This window comes from uncultured Pigmentiphaga sp. (assembly GCF_937950555.1).
In the GTDB taxonomy this organism is placed as follows: Bacteria; Pseudomonadota; Gammaproteobacteria; order Burkholderiales; family Burkholderiaceae_B; genus Pigmentiphaga.
This window is the reverse complement of the sequence record NZ_CALFCW010000069.1, coordinates 64,541-81,583: the sequence shown is the minus strand read 5'-3', so window position 1 is coordinate 81,583 and position 17,043 is coordinate 64,541. Positions and strand designations below refer to the sequence as shown.

At 65.8% G+C, this 17,043-nt stretch carries 16 protein-coding genes and 1 pseudogene; 4 read left to right on the top strand and 13 right to left on the bottom strand.

What is annotated here, in order from left to right:
• Positions 1 to 4 precede the first annotated feature (4 nt).
• The gene (fur, locus tag Q0319_RS16535; protein ID WP_299454502.1) at positions 5 to 424 is read right to left on the bottom strand and encodes a ferric iron uptake transcriptional regulator; all 420 of its coding nucleotides are present in this window, start codon (positions 422 to 424) and stop codon (positions 5 to 7) included.
• 332 nt (positions 425 to 756) lie between these two features.
• On the opposite strand from fur, the gene bamE reads away from it, so the two are divergent.
• The gene (gene bamE / locus Q0319_RS16530) at positions 757 to 1,323 is read left to right on the top strand and encodes an outer membrane protein assembly factor BamE (protein ID WP_296463109.1); all 567 of its coding nucleotides are present in this window, start codon (positions 757 to 759) and stop codon (positions 1,321 to 1,323) included.
• Between the two features lie 12 nt (positions 1,324 to 1,335).
• Positions 1,336 to 2,136, top strand: a complete 801-nt coding sequence (gene dapB, locus Q0319_RS16525; RefSeq protein WP_299454499.1) for a 4-hydroxy-tetrahydrodipicolinate reductase — start codon at positions 1,336 to 1,338, stop codon at positions 2,134 to 2,136.
• Between the two features lie 63 nt (positions 2,137 to 2,199).
• Here the strand turns inward: dapB and Q0319_RS16520 are convergent.
• Together Q0319_RS16520 and Q0319_RS16515 are read right to left on the bottom strand one after the other, a co-directional pair.
• A pseudogene (locus Q0319_RS16520) lies at positions 2,200 to 2,793 on the bottom strand (CheB methylesterase domain-containing protein); the annotation flags it as partial.
• Between the two features lie 85 nt (positions 2,794 to 2,878).
• Complete coding sequence (locus Q0319_RS16515; protein ID WP_299454496.1) at positions 2,879 to 3,709, bottom strand: protein-glutamate O-methyltransferase CheR; 831 nt, start codon at positions 3,707 to 3,709, stop codon at positions 2,879 to 2,881.
• A gap of 218 nt (positions 3,710 to 3,927) precedes the next feature.
• Between Q0319_RS16515 and Q0319_RS16510 the strand changes: the two genes are divergently transcribed.
• Both Q0319_RS16510 and Q0319_RS16505 read left to right on the top strand, forming a co-directional pair.
• Positions 3,928 to 5,487, top strand: a complete 1,560-nt coding sequence (locus Q0319_RS16510) for a response regulator (RefSeq protein WP_299454493.1) — start codon at positions 3,928 to 3,930, stop codon at positions 5,485 to 5,487.
• The gene (locus Q0319_RS16505) at positions 5,484 to 6,116 is read left to right on the top strand and encodes a response regulator transcription factor (RefSeq protein WP_299454490.1); all 633 of its coding nucleotides are present in this window, start codon (positions 5,484 to 5,486) and stop codon (positions 6,114 to 6,116) included. Before Q0319_RS16510 ends, Q0319_RS16505 begins: the two co-directional genes overlap by 4 nt.
• Before the next feature lie 124 nt (positions 6,117 to 6,240).
• Here the strand turns inward: Q0319_RS16505 and Q0319_RS16500 are convergent, their stop codons facing one another.
• The 10 genes from Q0319_RS16500 to Q0319_RS16455 form a co-directional block, all read right to left on the bottom strand.
• Positions 6,241 to 7,143 (bottom strand): response regulator, encoded by a 903-nt coding sequence (locus Q0319_RS16500; protein ID WP_299454487.1) that lies wholly within the window; start codon positions 7,141 to 7,143, stop codon positions 6,241 to 6,243.
• Positions 7,144 to 7,217: 74 nt separating this feature from the next.
• Positions 7,218 to 8,429, bottom strand: coding sequence for a flagellar hook-associated protein FlgL (gene flgL, locus Q0319_RS16495; RefSeq protein ID WP_299454482.1), 1,212 nt, complete (start codon positions 8,427 to 8,429; stop codon positions 7,218 to 7,220).
• 57 nt (positions 8,430 to 8,486) lie between these two features.
• Positions 8,487 to 10,388 carry a flagellar hook-associated protein FlgK gene (flgK, locus tag Q0319_RS16490; RefSeq protein WP_296463078.1) on the bottom strand — a complete coding sequence of 634 codons (1,902 nt, stop codon included), beginning with the start codon at positions 10,386 to 10,388 and terminating at the stop codon, positions 8,487 to 8,489.
• A 126-nt stretch (positions 10,389 to 10,514) separates the two neighbouring features.
• Complete coding sequence (gene flgJ / locus Q0319_RS16485; RefSeq protein WP_299454478.1) at positions 10,515 to 11,579, bottom strand: flagellar assembly peptidoglycan hydrolase FlgJ; 1,065 nt, start codon at positions 11,577 to 11,579, stop codon at positions 10,515 to 10,517.
• Entirely contained in the window at positions 11,579 to 12,709 is a 1,131-nt protein-coding gene (locus tag Q0319_RS16480) for a flagellar basal body P-ring protein FlgI (protein WP_299454660.1), read from the bottom strand. Before Q0319_RS16480 ends, flgJ begins: the two co-directional genes overlap by 1 nt.
• Positions 12,710 to 12,720: 11 nt before the next feature.
• A complete protein-coding gene (locus tag Q0319_RS16475; protein ID WP_296463082.1) occupies positions 12,721 to 13,428 on the bottom strand; it encodes a flagellar basal body L-ring protein FlgH in 708 nt (235 codons plus the stop codon).
• 11 nt (positions 13,429 to 13,439) lie between these two features.
• Positions 13,440 to 14,222, bottom strand: coding sequence for a flagellar basal-body rod protein FlgG (gene flgG, locus Q0319_RS16470; RefSeq protein WP_296463084.1), 783 nt, complete (start codon positions 14,220 to 14,222; stop codon positions 13,440 to 13,442).
• A gap of 81 nt (positions 14,223 to 14,303) precedes the next feature.
• Entirely contained in the window at positions 14,304 to 15,047 is a 744-nt protein-coding gene (flgF, locus tag Q0319_RS16465; RefSeq protein ID WP_296463086.1) for a flagellar basal-body rod protein FlgF, read from the bottom strand.
• A gap of 16 nt (positions 15,048 to 15,063) precedes the next feature.
• Positions 15,064 to 16,323, bottom strand: a complete 1,260-nt coding sequence (flgE, locus tag Q0319_RS16460; RefSeq protein ID WP_299454473.1) for a flagellar hook protein FlgE — start codon at positions 16,321 to 16,323, stop codon at positions 15,064 to 15,066.
• A 59-nt stretch (positions 16,324 to 16,382) separates the two neighbouring features.
• Positions 16,383 to 17,039 carry a flagellar hook assembly protein FlgD gene (locus Q0319_RS16455; protein ID WP_296463089.1) on the bottom strand — a complete coding sequence of 219 codons (657 nt, stop codon included), beginning with the start codon at positions 17,037 to 17,039 and terminating at the stop codon, positions 16,383 to 16,385.
• Positions 17,040 to 17,043 lie beyond the last annotated feature (4 nt).

Genomic DNA, 17,043 nt, shown 5'->3' with positions numbered 1-17,043 from the left:
GCGGCTATCGATTCTTGGTGCAGTTCTGGCAAATGCCGTAGAGCGACAGGGCATGCCCGGTCAGCACGAAATTGTGGTCTTTCGCGATTTTCTGCTGGCGCTTTTCGATTTCCGGGTCGAAGAATTCCTCGACCTTGCCGCAATTCGTGCACACTAGGTGGTCGTGGTGATCGCCCTCGTTCAGCTCGAACACCGCCTTGCCGCTGTCGAATTGGCTGCGGATCAGCAGGCCGGCCTGCTCGAACTGGGTCAGCACGCGATAGACCGTCGCCAGTCCGATTTCCACACTGTCGCCTATCAACGCGCGATAGACATCCTCGGCGCTCATGTGGCGCACTTCAGCCTTGCGGAAGACATCCAGGATCTTCAGCCGGGGAAATGTCGCTTTCAGGCCTATACTCTTGAGTTCGCTTTGATCAGTCATGATGGTCCCTTTGAAAGCGGTTCGGTGTATCGGTTCCTTCCGACGCGGAAGCCCCATTGCCGGCCTGCGAGCGACCGCCGAACCGCGACGCGGAATACTTTCCCTGCACGCGCGCTCGGCGGACGGGCGGCGGCAGCACGGCCCGGCATGGTCGTGCGCGCGCAGCGCTCCTTCCGTCCTGGCAGCCGCCCGAGAAGGTTGGGAACGCGCCGAAGAACCCAGGCGCTTCCCGAGAGCTTTATGATAACGGTTTCCCCAATGAAGACGAGTGCGGATCTGTGCCAAACGCCCTGATTTCCCTTCTCTACGGCCGAGCAGGCGTCCTGCGCCGGCTGGCGCCGGTCGCGCTGCTGAGCTTGGCCGCATGCAGCACGATCAACGACTATGTGCCGGGCTTCATCAAGCCCTACCGGCCCGACATCCAGCAAGGCAATTGGCTGACCCGGGAACAGGTGGAACTGCTGCGTCCGGGCATGACCCGCGAGCAGGTCCGATTCGCATTGGGCAGCCCCACGCTGACGAGCATTTTCCACGCCGACCGCTGGGACTACCCCTATCTGTACACGCCCGGATACGGCAAGACGGAGAAGCGTCTCTTTACCGTCTATTTCGTCAATGACCGGCTGGACCGCTGGGAAGGCGACGAGCAGCCCAACCGCCAGCCCTTCCAACAAAAGGATGCGCGCGAGGCGCTAGACACGGCTGCCCCGCCGCAACAGGCCGAGCAGGCCGCCGGGCCCAGGCCGGACGGCGACGCCACGCCGCCTTCCGCACAGCAAGGTGCCATGACGCATACGCCCCTGACGACGGGCGGCATGGCTGTGCCGGGCGCGCTCGACCCCGCATCGAACCCGCCGGCGGCCGCCGCGCCCAATGAATCCGCCACGTCCCCCCGATAACACTAAGTGCCAATGACTCCTCTACGTATCGCCATTGCTGGGTCCACCGGCCGCATGGGCCGCATGTTGATCGAAACGGTGCTCGCCGCGCCTGACCTGCAGCTGACCGTCGCGCTGGATCGAGCCGGCAGCCCGGCCCTCGGCCGCGACGCGGCCGAATTCCTCGGCAAGGCCAGCAACGTCTCGATCACAGACAACCTGGACGCCCTGGCCGAGGCTGACTGCCTGATCGACTTCACGCGCCCCGAAGCCACGCTCGCCCACCTTGAAGCGTGCCAGCGCCACGGCGTCAAGATGGTGATCGGGACCACCGGCTTCGATGCGGCCGGCAAGGCTGCGATCGAAGCCGCATCGCAGAAGGTAGGCATCGTATTCGCCCCCAACATGAGCGTGGGCGTGAACGTCACGCTCAAGCTCCTGGACATTGCCGCCCGCATCCTGAAAGACAATTACGACGTGGAAGTCTTCGAGATCCACCACAAGCACAAGGTGGATGCGCCGTCCGGAACGGCCCTGAAAATGGGCGAAACCGTGGCCCAGGCCTGGGACAAGCCGCTTTCCGAGATCGCGGAATGGGCGCGGCACGGCGAAACGGGCGCCCGCAAGCCAGGCACCATCGGCTTTTCAGTCGCCCGCGGCGGCGACGTGGTCGGCGACCACACCGTATTTTTCTGCGGCCCGGGCGAGCGGATAGAAATCACGCATCGGTCCGCCAGCCGCGTCACCTATGCCGAGGGCAGCCTGCGCGCCGCCCGTTACCTGGCCGACAAGCCCACCGGGCTGTACGACATGCAGGCCGTGTTGGGGCTCTAAGGCCGGCGTTGCGGCATCCGGTTCGGCCGGATGCCGCATTCCCACGGCCGCCGGCCGCGCCCATCACCACGGCGTCAACGCCAGCGCGCGGTGGCGCACGTCGACCGCCACCTGCAAGCGCTGCGCGACCTGGGACAGCGGCACGACCTCGTGGGCCGCGCCAAGTGCAATGGCCTCGCGGGGCATGCCGAACACCACGCTGGTGGCTTCGTCCTGGACCAGGTTATAGCCCCCCGCCTCGCGCAGGGCCAGCATGGCGCGCGCGCCGTCCTTACCCATGCCGGTCAGCATCACCGCCACCGCCCCTGGCCCGGCGGCCCGCGCCACCGATAGAAACAAGACCTCGACCGAGGGACGGTGGCGATTCACCGGTTCCCCTTCCGACAGATTCGCGTAATAACCGACGAGCGGCAGATAGCGTACGGCCAGATGCGCATGGCCTGGTGCGACGTACGCACAGCCGGGATACAAGCGCTCGTTGTGCTCGGCCTCCTTGACGTGCAGCCGCGAATGTTTGTCTAGCCGCTCGGCGAAGCTGCGCGTAAAGCCCGGCGGCATGTGCTGGGTGATCACCACCGGCGGCAAGCCGGGGGGCAAGCCGCCCAGCACTTCGCGCAGCGCTTCGGTGCCGCCCGTCGATGCGCCGATCGCGATCAGCAACCGGTGATCGTATGTCGGCGCAGGCCCTCCCGGCCCGCCTTCTCCGCACCCGTACGCGGAACAACCGCTCATGCCAGCTCCCTCAGTCCCGGACGCGTGCATACACCGTGCGCCCCTGTAGCTGGAATTTGTGCTGGCCCTGGGAGAAGCTTTCGGAGTGCCCGACGAAAAGCAGCGCGCCCGGAGGCATCAGGCTCGCCATGCGCTCGATCACGTTCAATTGCGTGGGGCGGTCGAAATAAATGAGGACGTTGCGGCAAAACACCGCGTCGAGCGGCCCGCGGACGCGCCATACCGGATCGAGCAGGTTCTGCTGGCGAAAGCTCACGAGGGCGCGCAGCTCCGGGCGCACGCCATAGAGGCCGTCGCCTTGGGGACGAAAATACCGGCGCACCTGCTCGTCGGGAACCCGAACCAGCTGGTCGCTGCGGTATGCCCCCTGCCGCGCGACGGACAAGACCTGCGTATCGAGGTCGGTGGCGAGGATCCGCACGGGCGGGGCCAGGCTGCTGAAGGCTTCGGCCGCGGTGATGGCGAGCGTCCATGCTTCTTCACCACTGGAGGCCGCTGCGCACCAGACCTGCAGGGGCTGTCCGTTGTTCTCGGCGGCCCGCCGCTTCAGGTGCGCGGCAAGAATGGGAAAGTGATGGCTTTCCCTATAGAAATACGTGAGGTTGGTCGTTAATGCATTGACGAAGTATTCCCACTCCGGCGCGCCGGCGCGCAAACCTTCGAGATAAGCACTGAACGATGAACGCCCCGTGGCACGGAGCCGCCTGGCCAGGCGGCTGTACACCATGCTGCGCTTGGCGTCGGACAGCGAAATGCCGGTATGCTGGCGCAACAGCGTGCGTATGCGATCGAAATCCTGGTTGCTGAAGGCGAACTCGGTTCCGACCAGAGTATCGGACATGCCCGGTGCGCCGTCGGCCATGGCCAGAGGAGAAGGTCTGGAGGTCACGGTTTGCCCTGAAAAACGCGCCTTGAGGGTGCCGCATGACGAAGCAGCGGCGGGCCCTCACGCTATCATTAAATGGATTAACGGCAACTCTCTGCAAATCATTAAGCATGTTCCATCGCGGCCCAGTCCTCGCGCAGAGCTCCTTTTCCATCGGAGTCCCGCCTCCTTTCATGACGGCTCCGGGCACTGCTTATCCCGGGGTGGGAACGGACGGACGCACCCCCCATCAACTGGCGATTCTCTTCGTCGAAGATTCGCTCGCCGACTTCACCCTGATGCGTGCAGTGCTGGTGGACGCGGGGCTGAACGTCACCGCCCGCTGCGTCGATACCGAGGCCACCATGCGCCAGGCGCTCGCCGAGCGCGAATGGGACGCCATCATCAGTGATCATTCCCTGCCCACGTTCAGCGGCCTGCGCGCCCTGAAAGTCGCCAAGGAAGTCGGTTTCCGCGGCCCCTTCCTGATCGTGTCGGGGGCCATCGGCGAAGAGAGCGCCGTCGAAGCGATGCGCGCCGGTGCCGACGATTACGTCATGAAGAACAACCTGCGCCGGCTGCCTCCCGCACTCGAGCGCGGACTGCGCGAAGTCCAGACCCGGGACCAACGCCAGCGCGCGGAAACCGCGCTGGCCTCGGCGCACGACCAGCTCAATGCCATCTTTTCGGCAACGCCGGTGGCCCTGTTCGCCATCTCGCGCGAGCGCATCGTCACCATGTGGAGCCCGGCCTTCGAGGACCTCACCGGCCTGAACGCAGCGCAGGCGCTGTCGCGCCCCTTCGCCCTGCCCTCGCAGGAAGACACCTGGAAATTACTCACGCTCATCGCGCCGGCACTCGATGGCACCGCCGTGCGCGGCCTGCCGTTCAGCATCGAGACCCGCGGCGAAAAACACGAACTGCTGGTCTCGGCCAGCCCGCTCAGCGGGTCTCCCCCGTCGGGCTGCGTCGTCGCCCTGTCGGACGTCACGCACCTGGCCCACGCACAGGCCGAACTGAGCCGCTCCGAGCGCCAATTGCGGGAGCTGTCGCGCCACACGGAGCGCCTGCGCGAGAAAGAGCGGGCCGAGATCGCGCGCGAAATCCACGACGACCTGGGCGCGCTGGTGACCCGCATCCGCGCCGACCTGGCGCTGGCGCGACGTCGCTCGCGGGAACAAGACACGGCCAAGTTGCTGGAGCAGGCCGAACAAATGGTCGCCTCGCTGGGAGAAGCGATTTCCCGCATCGCGCGGGCCATGCGCCCGCCCGTCCTTGACTTCGGCATCGTGGCGGCGATCGAATGGCAGGCCCGCGACTTTGCGCAGCGCACCGGCATCGCCGTCAACGTCCACACCAACCAGGACGACCTGGCCCTGGACCTGGAGCGATCGATCGCGATTTTCCGCATCTTCCAGGAAGCGCTGACCAACGTCTTCAAGCATGCGCAGGCCACCCAGGTCGACGTCGACTTGTTCGCCGACGACAACACCCTGAGCCTGGAAGTCCGGGACAACGGCATCGGCCTGTCGTCGGATGCGCTGCGCAAGCAAACGTCTTTCGGCCTACGCGGCATGATGGAGCGCGTCCACGACCTGGGCGGATGGATGGACATCAGCGGATCGCCCACCACGGGGACGCCTCCGTTTCGAGGCACTACACTTATGATCTCGATCCCGCTGAATCCTCAGGAAGCACCCATGAATTCGAACGGGAGCAAGCATCCCCATCACGAACCGGAGGACCTGGAATGATCCGCCTGGTTCTCGCCGACGACCATGCCATCGTGCGATCCGGCCTGCGCCAGATCGCACAAGCCGAGGAAGGCATCACGGTGGTAGGCGAAGCGGCCGACTGCGGCGAATTGCTGGACGTGCTGCGCAAGACCGAGGCGGACGTCGTGCTGATGGACATTTCCATGCCCGGCAAGAGCGGCCTCGAAGGGCTCAAGCAGGTGCGCGAGCGTTGGCCGAAGATCGCCGTGCTGATGCTCAGCATGTATCCGGCAGACCAATACGCGGTGCGCAGCGTCAAGGCGGGCGCCGCCGGCTACCTACACAAGAACTCGCCGCCCGAGATGGTCATCGAGGCGATCCGCACGGTTGCGCGCGGCAAGAAATACATCACGCCGGAATTGGCCGAGCAGCTGGCCACGCACCTCAGCCAGGGCGACGAGCGCCCGCCTCACGAGCTGTTGTCGGACCGCGAATACCAGACCATGGTGATGATCGCCTCGGGCCGCACGCTGACGCAGATCGCGGAGGAAGTGTCGCTCTCGCCAAAGACAGTATCGGTATACCGCGCGCGGCTGCTGGAGAAGATGAAGCTCAAGAACAACGCGGAGCTGACGCACTACGCGCTCAAGCACAAGCTCGTCGAATAAAGCAGGCAGATCTTGGCATCAGGGCCTGCGGCAACCGGGCCCGGGGCCTGGCCAAGGTCGGCAGCGTCGAGTTGCCGGGGCGCCGGACCCGCTTGCGGCAGGCCCTGTGATGCCTCGCACGGATCTATCCGTTCAAGGGAATCGTCCCCACCGCCTCGCGCCCACCGTCTTCGTAGGTCAGGTCCTTGAACGTCAACGCCTTGGCCATCGCAATGCCGCGCCCGTGCATCTCGAACGCCCGGTCGGGTGACATCTCCAGGTACTCGCGCCAATCAAAGCCGTTGCCCTGGTCCCGCACCCGAAAGCGTATCCATTGCGGCCCGCGCTCGAAGCTCACCGTCGCCACGCGATCCCGGTAAGGCGGCAGCGACAGCCGCCGCTCGATCTCCGCGGTCCAGCGGCCCTCCATGCTCAAACGCCCTTTTTCCTGGAAACCAATCTCCAGATTGCCGTGTTCGACGGCATTGACCATCAACTCGGCCAGCCCGATCACCGCCACCTCGGGTGCAGGACACAGCTTGGCCAGGAAAAAAGCGAGCTGGCGGGCCTCCACCAACGAGACGAACTCGAACAACGCCTGCCGCATGTGTGCGAACACGTCATGCACGTCGGAAAGCCGGCGCCGCAATCCTTTCTGCTTGGCGCGAAACTCGATGGCGGCCCCTACCACCGCCGTGAGCATGTCGTGCTCGTACGGCTTGGTGAGGTAATAGTAGGCGCCCCGGTGTATGCCTTCCAGCACGTCGGAGGGATGCGATACCGCCGTCTGCATGATGACCGGGATATCGGCGAAACGGCGATCCGACCGGATGCGCGCAAGCAGCTCGATGCCGTCTATGCCCGGCATCATGCGGTCAAGGACGATCAGGTCGAAATCGACGCCGGAGCCCTGCAGCACCTCCCAGGCCTGGATGCCGTCCTGCACGCATCGCAGGCGATAACGGGGGTCCGACAAGAGCTCAGAGATGATCTCGAGATTCAGCGGCTCGTCGTCGACGACGAGGATGTTGAATGGTTCCTGTGGCATGGGGTCACCGAGCTGAACGGAAAACAGCGCTGGCGGCGCATTCGCGTCCCGACGCCACAGCGTCCTCTAGGCGTCTACAAGTAGTTGAATATCGACAGCCGGGCAATCTGCGTATACGTCTGTTGCGCAGCCTGCACCGTGTACGTGCGCTTGGCCAGCTCGCCCGTCAGTTCCGTCATCGTTTCGATATCCGATCCTACCACGCGCGATATTTCCTCCGTGACCTGGTCGCCGCGCGCCTCGCCTGCGGTGGTGGCCGCCTCGATTTCGTTCAGCCGGCTGCCGATGGAAGAACGGGCCTCGAGCAGGCGGTTCAAGGCGGCATTCAAGTTCAGGTTCACTTCGTACAAGGCGTTCGTGCGCGCCGTGGATTCGTGGCCGGTATCGGGCAAGCCCAGCGCGGCGATCGCCTGGTCCAGGGTATCGAAAACGCTCTGCGACGACGCCGGCCCGAAGGTGATCCGGTCTCCTTGCGCGGGCCTGCCGTTGAAGCTGACCTGGATGCCCGCCATCTCCACGACCTGCCCATCCCCCAGCAAGCCTGTGCCGACTTCGGCGCCGTCCCTGTCGGTGATCGTGTACGCGCCGTCGGCGCCGAACTCGATGGTATAAGGCCCGAAGGGCGCGGCCGCGTTCCAGGCTTGCCTGTCCTTGATCACGCCGGCAGACAGCGTCGCGCTACCGGTGTTGGCTCCATCGGCCTTGACCTCCAAGCCGTTCTGCCCCGTGGGGATGTCGCCGAACAGGTAATGACCCGAGAAGCTGACGTCGATCACGCGGTTCGGCCCGATCTGGCTTTGGCGCACGCCGGAATCGCCCTGGTAGACGACGCCGGCAGCCGTCCGCACGAAGGGCTGGTTGTCGCGCTTGTAGCCGGCGAAGATGTAGTTGCCGTTTTCGTCCTGCGTGTTCGCCACGCTCAGCAGTTGGTCGCGCAGCGCCCGCAGGTCGGCCAGGATGGATTGCCGGTCTTGCTCGTTCAGCGTACCGCCACCCGCCTGCACGATGCGCGCCAGGGCTGCCTGGAGCGTGTTGCCGGCCTCGACCAAGTAGTTTTCGGTCGCTTCGAGCATACCCTTGGCGTCGGCCTGGTTACGCAGCATTTGCTCGTTGGCCTGCCGCGTTGCCTCCAGGGCTACCTCGCGGCTGGCCGCCACCGGGTCGTCGGAAGGAGTCAGCAGCTTGCGTTGGGCGGATAGCTGCTGCGAAACCTGCATCAATGCACTCTGCTGGCTGTTGATGGCGCGTATGCTGCTGTCGTAGAACTGATTGGTGCTGACTCTCATGGGTGCTATGTCCGGTTTCGGTGTCGGGAAGCGCGCCTAGTCGTGCCCCGCGCGATGTCAATGAAGGGCGGCCAACAACTGGTCGAACAGCTCGGAAGCCAGGCCGAGCACCTTGCCGGCGGCCGCGTAGGCCTGCTGATAACGCAAGAGGTTGGCGCCTTCTTCATCGAGGTTGACCCCCGCCAGCGATTGCTCGGCGGCGACGGCTTGGTCGTACGCGCCCTGCTGGGCCGCCTTGCTGACGTTGATCGAGGCCGCGCGCGTGCCGACCTGGGAGATCAACGCGGCATAGGAATCGGTCAACGTACTGCCACCGGCGATCTTGGTGGTGGCCAGCCCGGCCAGGGCCAGCGCGTTGCGGTTGTCGCCAGAAGGATCTCCCGGATCGGCGACGACCGTGATCACGTCGCCCGCAGCCGGCGTGCCGGACACGTCGAAGGCCCAGCCGTTGTACGCGATGGTCTGCTGCGGCGGCTGCAAGGTGCCGGACGACAGCACGGAGCCGTCTTCGCCCACCAGTTCATACCCAGAGGCGGATGTAAAACGCACCGTGATCGAGGTGCCGTAATCGATATTGGACGACTCCACCGAACGCAGCCGCGAGGCCACGACCGTCCCTGCGTTGCCGGCCGCGACATCCAGGCGCATGGGCGCGGCGGCGGCCAGCTTGCCGGGGTCGGTAAGCAGCACCTCCAGGCCCACGGCCGCCTGGCTGGCCACTTCGATGGTGAAGGTGTCGCCATCGGCCAAGTCGCCGGCGATGAGCCCGATGCGCAGGCCGTCGACGTCCTGCGGCAGCGACGAGAACGGACCAAACTCGGCACCGTCGTCGAGCCGCGTCACCACATATTCGTCACCCACCCGCGCCAGCTGGTAGTCGCTGCCCGTGAGCGACCGGGCATCCGCGATGCTCACCGCCACCCGCGCATCGCCGGCATTGCCGCGCGCACCGAAGGCGACCGGATTACCCAGCTTGAACAAGGCCTGCCCCGGCTGACCGGACAGGTCGATGCCGAACTGTTGCTGCTGGTTGTAGGCCGAGACCATCGCAATGGCAAGCCGCCCCAGCTCCGACTGGGCCTGGGCGAGCTCGGTCTCGCGGAACTGCAGGAGCGCGCCGAGCTGGCCGCCCGCGACATCGCTTCGGTTCAGGGGGGTGGCATAGCCCCCGACCTTGAGCGAGAGCCGGATCCCGGAGGAAGCATGCGGATCCTGGGTGTCGATCTGCATTTCCGACGCGAGGTGATCCAGGACCAGGGGCTGCCCATTGCTCAGGTACACATTCACGCTGGAACCTTGCACGCTGGTCGTGATGCCGACCAGCTTGCCCAGCTCGCGCAGCAGCACGTCGCGCTGGTCCAGCAAGTCGTTCGGGGCCTGGCCGTTGCCGGCGGCGTAGCCCTCGTTGATCTTCGCGTTGTAGGTGGCGATGCTCTGCGCGAGCTGGTTGATCTGGCCAACGGTGGCCGCGGCCTGGTTGCCGATGCCCTGCCCGAGCGTGGCGAGGTCTTCGCTCACAGTGCGGAAACGCGTCGCCGCCGCTTGCGCCGCGGCCAGCGCGCCTTGGCGCGAGGCGTTCTCGTTCGGGTTCTGGCTGAAGCGGCTGATGGCGGTGTACAAATCGTTCAGGCTCTGGTTGATGCCGGTGTCTGGCGTACCGAGCCGGTTGATGAGCCCGCTCATCTGGTCGGAATAGGTGCTGAGGTAACTCAGCGCCGATGCCGACTGGCTCGCCTGGGCGGTGAGGAATTCGTTGTAGGCGCGCTGCACGGTGACCACGTCCACGCCCTGGCCGAGATACGCTCCGCCGCTGAAGCTGGACCGGGCCGACTGCAGGACGACCTGCTGCCGGGAATAGCCTGGCGTGCCCTGGTTGGAGATGTTATTGGCGGTGACCGCCAGGCCCGCCTGCGAGGCGCGCAATCCTGATAGTGCGATGTTGGCGATGGTCGTGGTCATGTTCGTATGCGGACTGCCTGACGCGCGCAGTCGAGGCGCGCAGCGATATATCACTTAACGGACGTACCGGGCAAAGCTTGAGGATACGCGGCGCCTGCCCTCATCGAACCGCGTACGGGTGCGCCGCTAGATGACGATTTGCATGGCACGCCGGATGGTGCTGCCCAGCTTTTCGGCATAGCGCGGGTCGGTCGCGTAGCCGGCGCGCTGCAGCCCTTGCGCGAACTGCTCGGCACTGCCCGCCGAACGCAGCACCTTGGCGTAGCGCGGATTGGAAGCCAGAAGGCGGGCGTAGTCTTCGAAAGCTTGCTCGTAGGAATCGTAGGCTCGGAATTCGGCCATCACCCGTTCGGCCGCTCCGTCGCGATACTCCGTGGTACGCGCACGCACCGTGCGCCCGCCCCAGCCCGTGGCCTTGATGCCGAACAGATTGCGACTGGGCTCCCCGTTCGGACCGCGGATCTCGTGCCTTCCCCAGCCCGACTCGAGCGCCGCCTGCCCCAGGATGTAGGCGGCGGGAATGCCGGTGGCCGCCTCTGCACGCTTGGCCGCGGGCAGGAACCTGCCCAGGAACTCGGCCCGGACGTCTTCCGTGGAAGCCTGCGCGGCCAAGGCGGGAGCGGGCCTAGCCGGCGCTGCGGCCGCATAGGCAGCCTGCGCCCCGAACCTGCCGTTCTGGATGCGGCGCATCGGTGCGGCGGCCCCGGTCAACGCCGAAGCGTCGACGCCGCCTATCATGCCGCTCGTCGACGTCGTTGGCGTACCGACCGCGCGGCCGCGCGCCAGCTCCAGTGTCGACATGGACAAAGGCAGGCCGGTCCGGCGCAGGGACTCCGGGGAGACCGTCCGTCGGGTCAGTTGCTTCTCCAGCATGTCCGCCAGCCCCAGGCCGCTGCGCTCCGGCATGGTGCCCTGCTTGCCGGTCCCGGCCAGCGCCTGCGCCAGTTGCTGGTCGAGCATGCCGCGCCAGGTTTGCGAGGCGGGGCTGTTGAGCGCCTGCGCCAGTGCCCCATTGCCGGCCATGGACGTCTGGCGCATTTGATTCAACAGCATCTGCGCAAACTGCGCCTCGAACTGGCGCGCCGCCTGGCGTACCGCACCGGATTGGTCGCGGCGCGCCTGCTGCTTGAGGCTTTCCAGCGAGCGTGCATCGACGGCCAGGCTTGCCGCGGCCCCTTCGAGCTTGCGCATCAGATGATCTCCAATTCGGCGGTCAACGCGCCGGCGGTCTTGAGGGCCTGGAGGATCGAAATCAGGTCTTGCGGCGTCGCCCCCAGCATGTTGAGCGCCTTGACCACGTCGGCCAGCTGTGCCCCGCCATCCAGGTGAACGATTTGCCCGCCCGCCTGCTTGACCTCGATGTCGGCTCGCTGCGTCACCACGGTCTGTCCGCCCGAGAATGGCGCAGGCTGGCTGATGACGGGCGTGGCGCTGACCGAGACGCTCAGGTTGCCGTGCGCCACCGCCACGGGCGCAAGGCGCACGCTCTGGTTCATCACGACCGACCCCGTCCGCGCATTGATCACCACGCGCGCCGGCGCCCGGCTGCCTGCCACCTCGAGATTCTCGACCTGCGCCATGAATGCGACCCGCGCATCCGGCAGGGACGGCGCGCGCAGTTCGATGACGCGGCCGTCGAGCGCCGTGGCCGTGCCCGCGCCGAAGTTGCGGTTGATCGCATCCGCCATGGCACGCGCCGTGGAAAAATCGGCCGTCGTCAGCTCCAGGCGCAAGACGCCGTCGTCGGAAAACGGCGTCGGCACTTCGCGCTCGACCGTTGCACCGGACGGAATGCGACCGGCGCTCAAATGATTGACCTGCGTCCGGCTGCCCGCCGCCGATGCGCCTGCGCCGCCTACCGAGACGCTGCCTTGGGCGATGGCATAGACCTGCCCGTCCAACCCTTTCAGGGGCGTCATCAGCAAGGTGCCGCCGCGCAGCGATTTCGCGTTGCCCATGGAGCTCACGGTGACGTCGAGCTGCTGGCCGGGCTGCGCAAACGGCGGCAGGGTCGCCGTGACCATGACCGCCGCCACGTTCTTGAGCTGCAGGCGCGTGCCCGGCGGAACATTGATGCCCAGGTTGGACAGCATGGACATCAGCGACTGCGTGGTGAAAGGCGTCTGCGTCGTCTGGTCGCCCGTGCCGTCCAAGCCCACGACCAGCCCGTAGCCCACGAGCTGGTTGTTGCGCACGCCCTGTACGGTGGCGAGGTCTTTGACGCGTGCTGCTTGCGCCACGGGCGTGAACGGCAGCCATGCGCACGAGGCGAGCACCAGGAACCGGATGATGCAGAAACGGAAACGAAAACGGCAATCCATCATCGCCCCATTCAGAACGGCAGGAACGAGAAGAAGAAGCGCGACAGCCAACCCACGGTCTGGGCTTCACTGATGGCGCCCTGGCCGCGATACTCGATGCGCGCATCGGCAACCTGGGTGGAGCTGACGGAGTTCCCTCCGACGATGTGGGCCGGGTTGACCACGCCGGAGAAGCGCACGCGCTCGGTTTCGCGGTTGGTGCCGATCTGCTTTTCTCCCGCCACGCGCAGGTTGCCGTTGGGCAACACCTCGACCACCGTGACCGCGATCGTCCCGGACAAAATGTTAGAAGCGCCGGTCTCGCCGCGCGCATTGAACTTGTTGTCGCTTCCGCCTTCGAGGCCAAGCCCGCGCAGCGCACCGGCGCCGGGCAGGCGGTTGATGGTTGGCAATCCGACAGAGGTCGATGCCGTGCGCTGCGCAGAGGTGTTGTTGCGCTGGGTCGAATTGATGTGCTCTTCCAGGCGCACGACCAGGGTGTCGCCGACGTTGCGCGCCCGCACGTCTTCGAACAGCGGGCGGTACGTCGGCGCGGTGCTGAAGATGCCGCCCGTGGGGCGGCGATTGGCGTTGAAAACCACGGGGTCCACCGGCCGTGCCGTCGTCTGCTCGTCGATGTCCACCTTGGGCGTGGAACAGGCGGCGAGCATGCATGCCGCAGCCAGGGCGGCGGCCCGCGCCGCCACGCGCGCGATCTTCACGCTGAATGCCTCGATCATGCGCCTGCGCCTCAGAGCTGCGAAATGCGCTGCAACATCTGGTCGGAGGTGGAGATCGCGCGCGAATTGATCTCGTAGGCGCGCTGGGTCTGGATCATGCCCACCAGCTCCTCGACCACGTTGACGTTGGAAGCCTCGACGTACCCCTGGTTGATCAGGCCCGCGCCGTTGGTGCCCGGCACGTTCACGACCGGAACACCCGAGGCCGCGGTTTCCGTGAACAGGTTCTGGCCCATGGGCTGCAGGCCGGCCGGATTGATGAAGGTGGCCAACTGCAATTGGCCGAGCTGCACGGGCTGGGTCTGGCCAGGCAGGGTCGCGGTCACGACGCCGTCCTGGCCGATGGCGACCTCCTTCACGCCCTCTGGCACGACGATGCCCGGATCAATCACCAGGCCGTTGTTGGTGACGAGCTGGCCCTGGCTGTCGATCTGGAAACTGCCGTCGCGCGTATAGGCCAGCGTGCCGTCTGGCAGTTGGACCTGGAAGAAGCCGGCGCCGTTGATGGCCAAGTCGAAGCTGCTGTCGGTCTGCTGCAACGCACCCTGCGAATAATTGCGCACCGTCGCGACCGGCCGTGAACCCGTGCCCAGCGTCAGGCCCGCGGGTACCTGGTTCTGCTGCGTCGTCTGCGTGCCCGCCGGCCGCATGGTCTGGTAGAGGAGGTCCTCGAACACCGCGCGCGAGCGCTTGTAGCCGTTGGTGCTCACGTTGGCCAGGTTGTTCGAGATCACGTCTAGCTGAGTCTGCTGCGCATCCAGGCCGGTCTTGGCGATCCAGAGCGAACGCATCATGATGCTTGTCCTTTATCGCGGCGCTTGCCGCACTGCTACCTACTTCCGAATGTCTAGAAAAACGTTGCCCGCCCAGAGCCGCTAGCTCATGGAGAGGATTTGCGTGGCCGCGCGCTGGTTCTGCTCGCTGTTCTGCATGAGCTGCACCTGCATGTCGTAGTGCCGCGCGGCGGCGATCATCTCGACCAGCGTGCCCACGGCGTTCACGTTGCTGCCCTCGAGCATGCCACCGGCTACCCTCACCTCCTCGGCATGCGGCGCGACGCCGCCGTCCCTCAGCCGGAACAAGCCGTCGGGGCTACGCTCGAGCGCGGCGGCAGGCGGGTTGACCAGCTTGAGATTGCCGACCTGCGCCGCCATCACGCGGTCCACCTCGGGCACGGTGGAGATCGAGCCGTCGGTATTGACCTGCACCTTCGCGTCGGGCGGGATCATGATGAACTCGCCATTGGGATCCAGCACCGGGCGCCCCGCGGCATCCACCAGCATGCCGTCGGGCGTGGTCTGGAAGCTGCCGGCCCGGGTGTACGCCTCGCCGCCGTCTGCCGTGCGGACCGCGAACCAGCCGTCGCCCTGCACCGCCACGTCGAGTTCGCGCCCAGTTGCCATCATCGCGCCGGGCGACATGTCGGCGCCCGGCGTGGACTCCACGGCGTAGGCGCGCGTGCGCAGGCCGGGCCCGCCCACCACGGGCGCAGTGCGCTGCGCCGCGATCTCCGCACGGAAACCGGGAGTCAGCGCGTTCGAGAGGTTGTTGGTCTGAACGTCCTGCCGCCGCATCAGTTCGCGCGCGCCGGTCGCCGCGATGTAGAGGGCTCTGTCCATGATCGCTCGCTATCCGTCAGCGCATGTTGACCAGGGTCTGCATCACCGAGTCCTGGGTCTTGATGGACTGGGCGTTTGCCTGGTAGACGCGTTGGGCGGTGATCATGTTGACCAGTTCGGCCGTCAGGTCGACGTTAGCGTCTTCGAGCGCGCCCGACACGACCGTGCCGAAGTTGCTCGACCCCGGCACGCCAAGGCGCGGCGTGCCCGAGAGCATGGTCTCGAGGAAGTTGTTGCCGCCGGCGGGCACCAGCCCCTGGGGGTTGACGAAAGACACCAGCACGATCTGCCCTTGCGCGCGCGACTGCTGGTTCGAGTAATTGGCCTTGAGCACGCCATTCTCGTCGATCGTGAAGCTGGTCAGGCGCCCCGAGGTATAGCCGTTCTGGCGCTGCAGCTCGTTGCTGAATGCCTGGCCAGTCTGGGAGGTGGCCACCAGGTTGTATTCGAACTCTAGGTCGGTGGCGCCGGTGCCGAGGGTCGCCCCGTCCACGCGGACGTTGAACACGCCGCGGCTATCGGTCTTGTCCAGGTCGATCTTGCCAGCCGCGTCGAAGAACAAGGTATGGACGCTGGGCAGGGAGGGGTCGTCCGGATCGGGCGTGGTCGTGCCATTGAGCGCCGTGTAGACGTCCCATTCGCCCGGCCCGCGCTTCACGTAGAACGTAGACAGCGTATGGGTGTTGCCCAGGGAATCGTAGATCGCAATGGAAGTGGCGTGGGTGTAGGTAGTCGAATCGTTCGGGTCGAACGGCGTGGTGGCCCGGTCGATGACCGGTGAACGCGAATCGAGGACCGCCCCCTGTACGACCTCGGTCGTGCCCCGCGCCTCGATGGAGCTGACCGTCAGCCGCAGCGGCTGGGGTGCCGCGGCGTTGATGTTGCCGTTTTCGTCAGCCGCGTAGCCGGTCAGGCGCAGCCCGTTGGCATTGACGAGATAACCGTTCGCATCCAAGTGGAACTGGCCATTGCGCGAATAGACGATGCTCCCGTTGTTGTCCATCCGGAAAAAGCCTTCGCCGGAGATCGCGACGTCGAACGGATTGGAGGTGACCGAGATCGCGCCCTGCGTGAAGATCTGCGAGACGGCGTTGAGCTTGGTGCCTATGCCTATGTTGTTGGAGAAAGTCCCCATCACCGTGGACGCGTACACGTCGGCGAACTCCGCGCGCGACGCCTTGAAACCCACGGTATTGGCGTTGGCGACGTTGTTGCCGATCACGTCGAGATTTTTGCTGGCGGCATTCAGGCCGCTCAGTGCCTGCTGGAAACTCATGACGGGTTCCTTGCTGTGTGATGCTGTATCCGGAAAATGAAGCGTGGGCGGTCGCGCCGCTACCAGACCTGGTAGACGTCCGACAGGTTGACGACGTTGCCCTTGGCGTCGACGACGGTGGTGGCGCCCGCCGAGGGGCGCACCGAGGTGATCTCGGACACAGTGAGCGGCGGCGCCGCGCCGACCTGCGCGCCTTCGCCCACCTGGACCTCGAACTTGTATTCCCCGTCGGGCAGCGTATTGCCCTTGCCGTCCTTGCCGTCCCAGGTGAACCGGTGCACGCCTGCGTCGACTTTGTCCAGGCTGCGACGCGCGACCTCGACGCCATCGGCGTTCTTGATGACGAGCTCGGCTTTCTCCACCGGAATGCTGAGCACGTAGCCACCCTCGGCCTTGCCGTCCGCGAGGGTGAGGTCATCGCCCGAGAGCATGACCTTGCGCCCAATGAGCGTAGCGGCCTGCGTGGCCTGGAGGCTGCCCAGGCTGTAGCCCAGCCACTGCATGGTGGTATTGAGCTGGCTGATGCCGGAGACGGTGCTGATCTGCGCGAGCTGCGAGGTCAGTTCGGCGTTGTCCAGCGGATTGAGCGGGTCCTGATTGCGCATCTGCGCAGTCAGCATGGTGAGGAAGCGGTTCGACAGCTCTTCGGCGGACGTTGCGCTGAGCGAATTGCCGGATGTGGCGAGGTTGCTGCCGGTAATGCTGGATACGGCCATGACG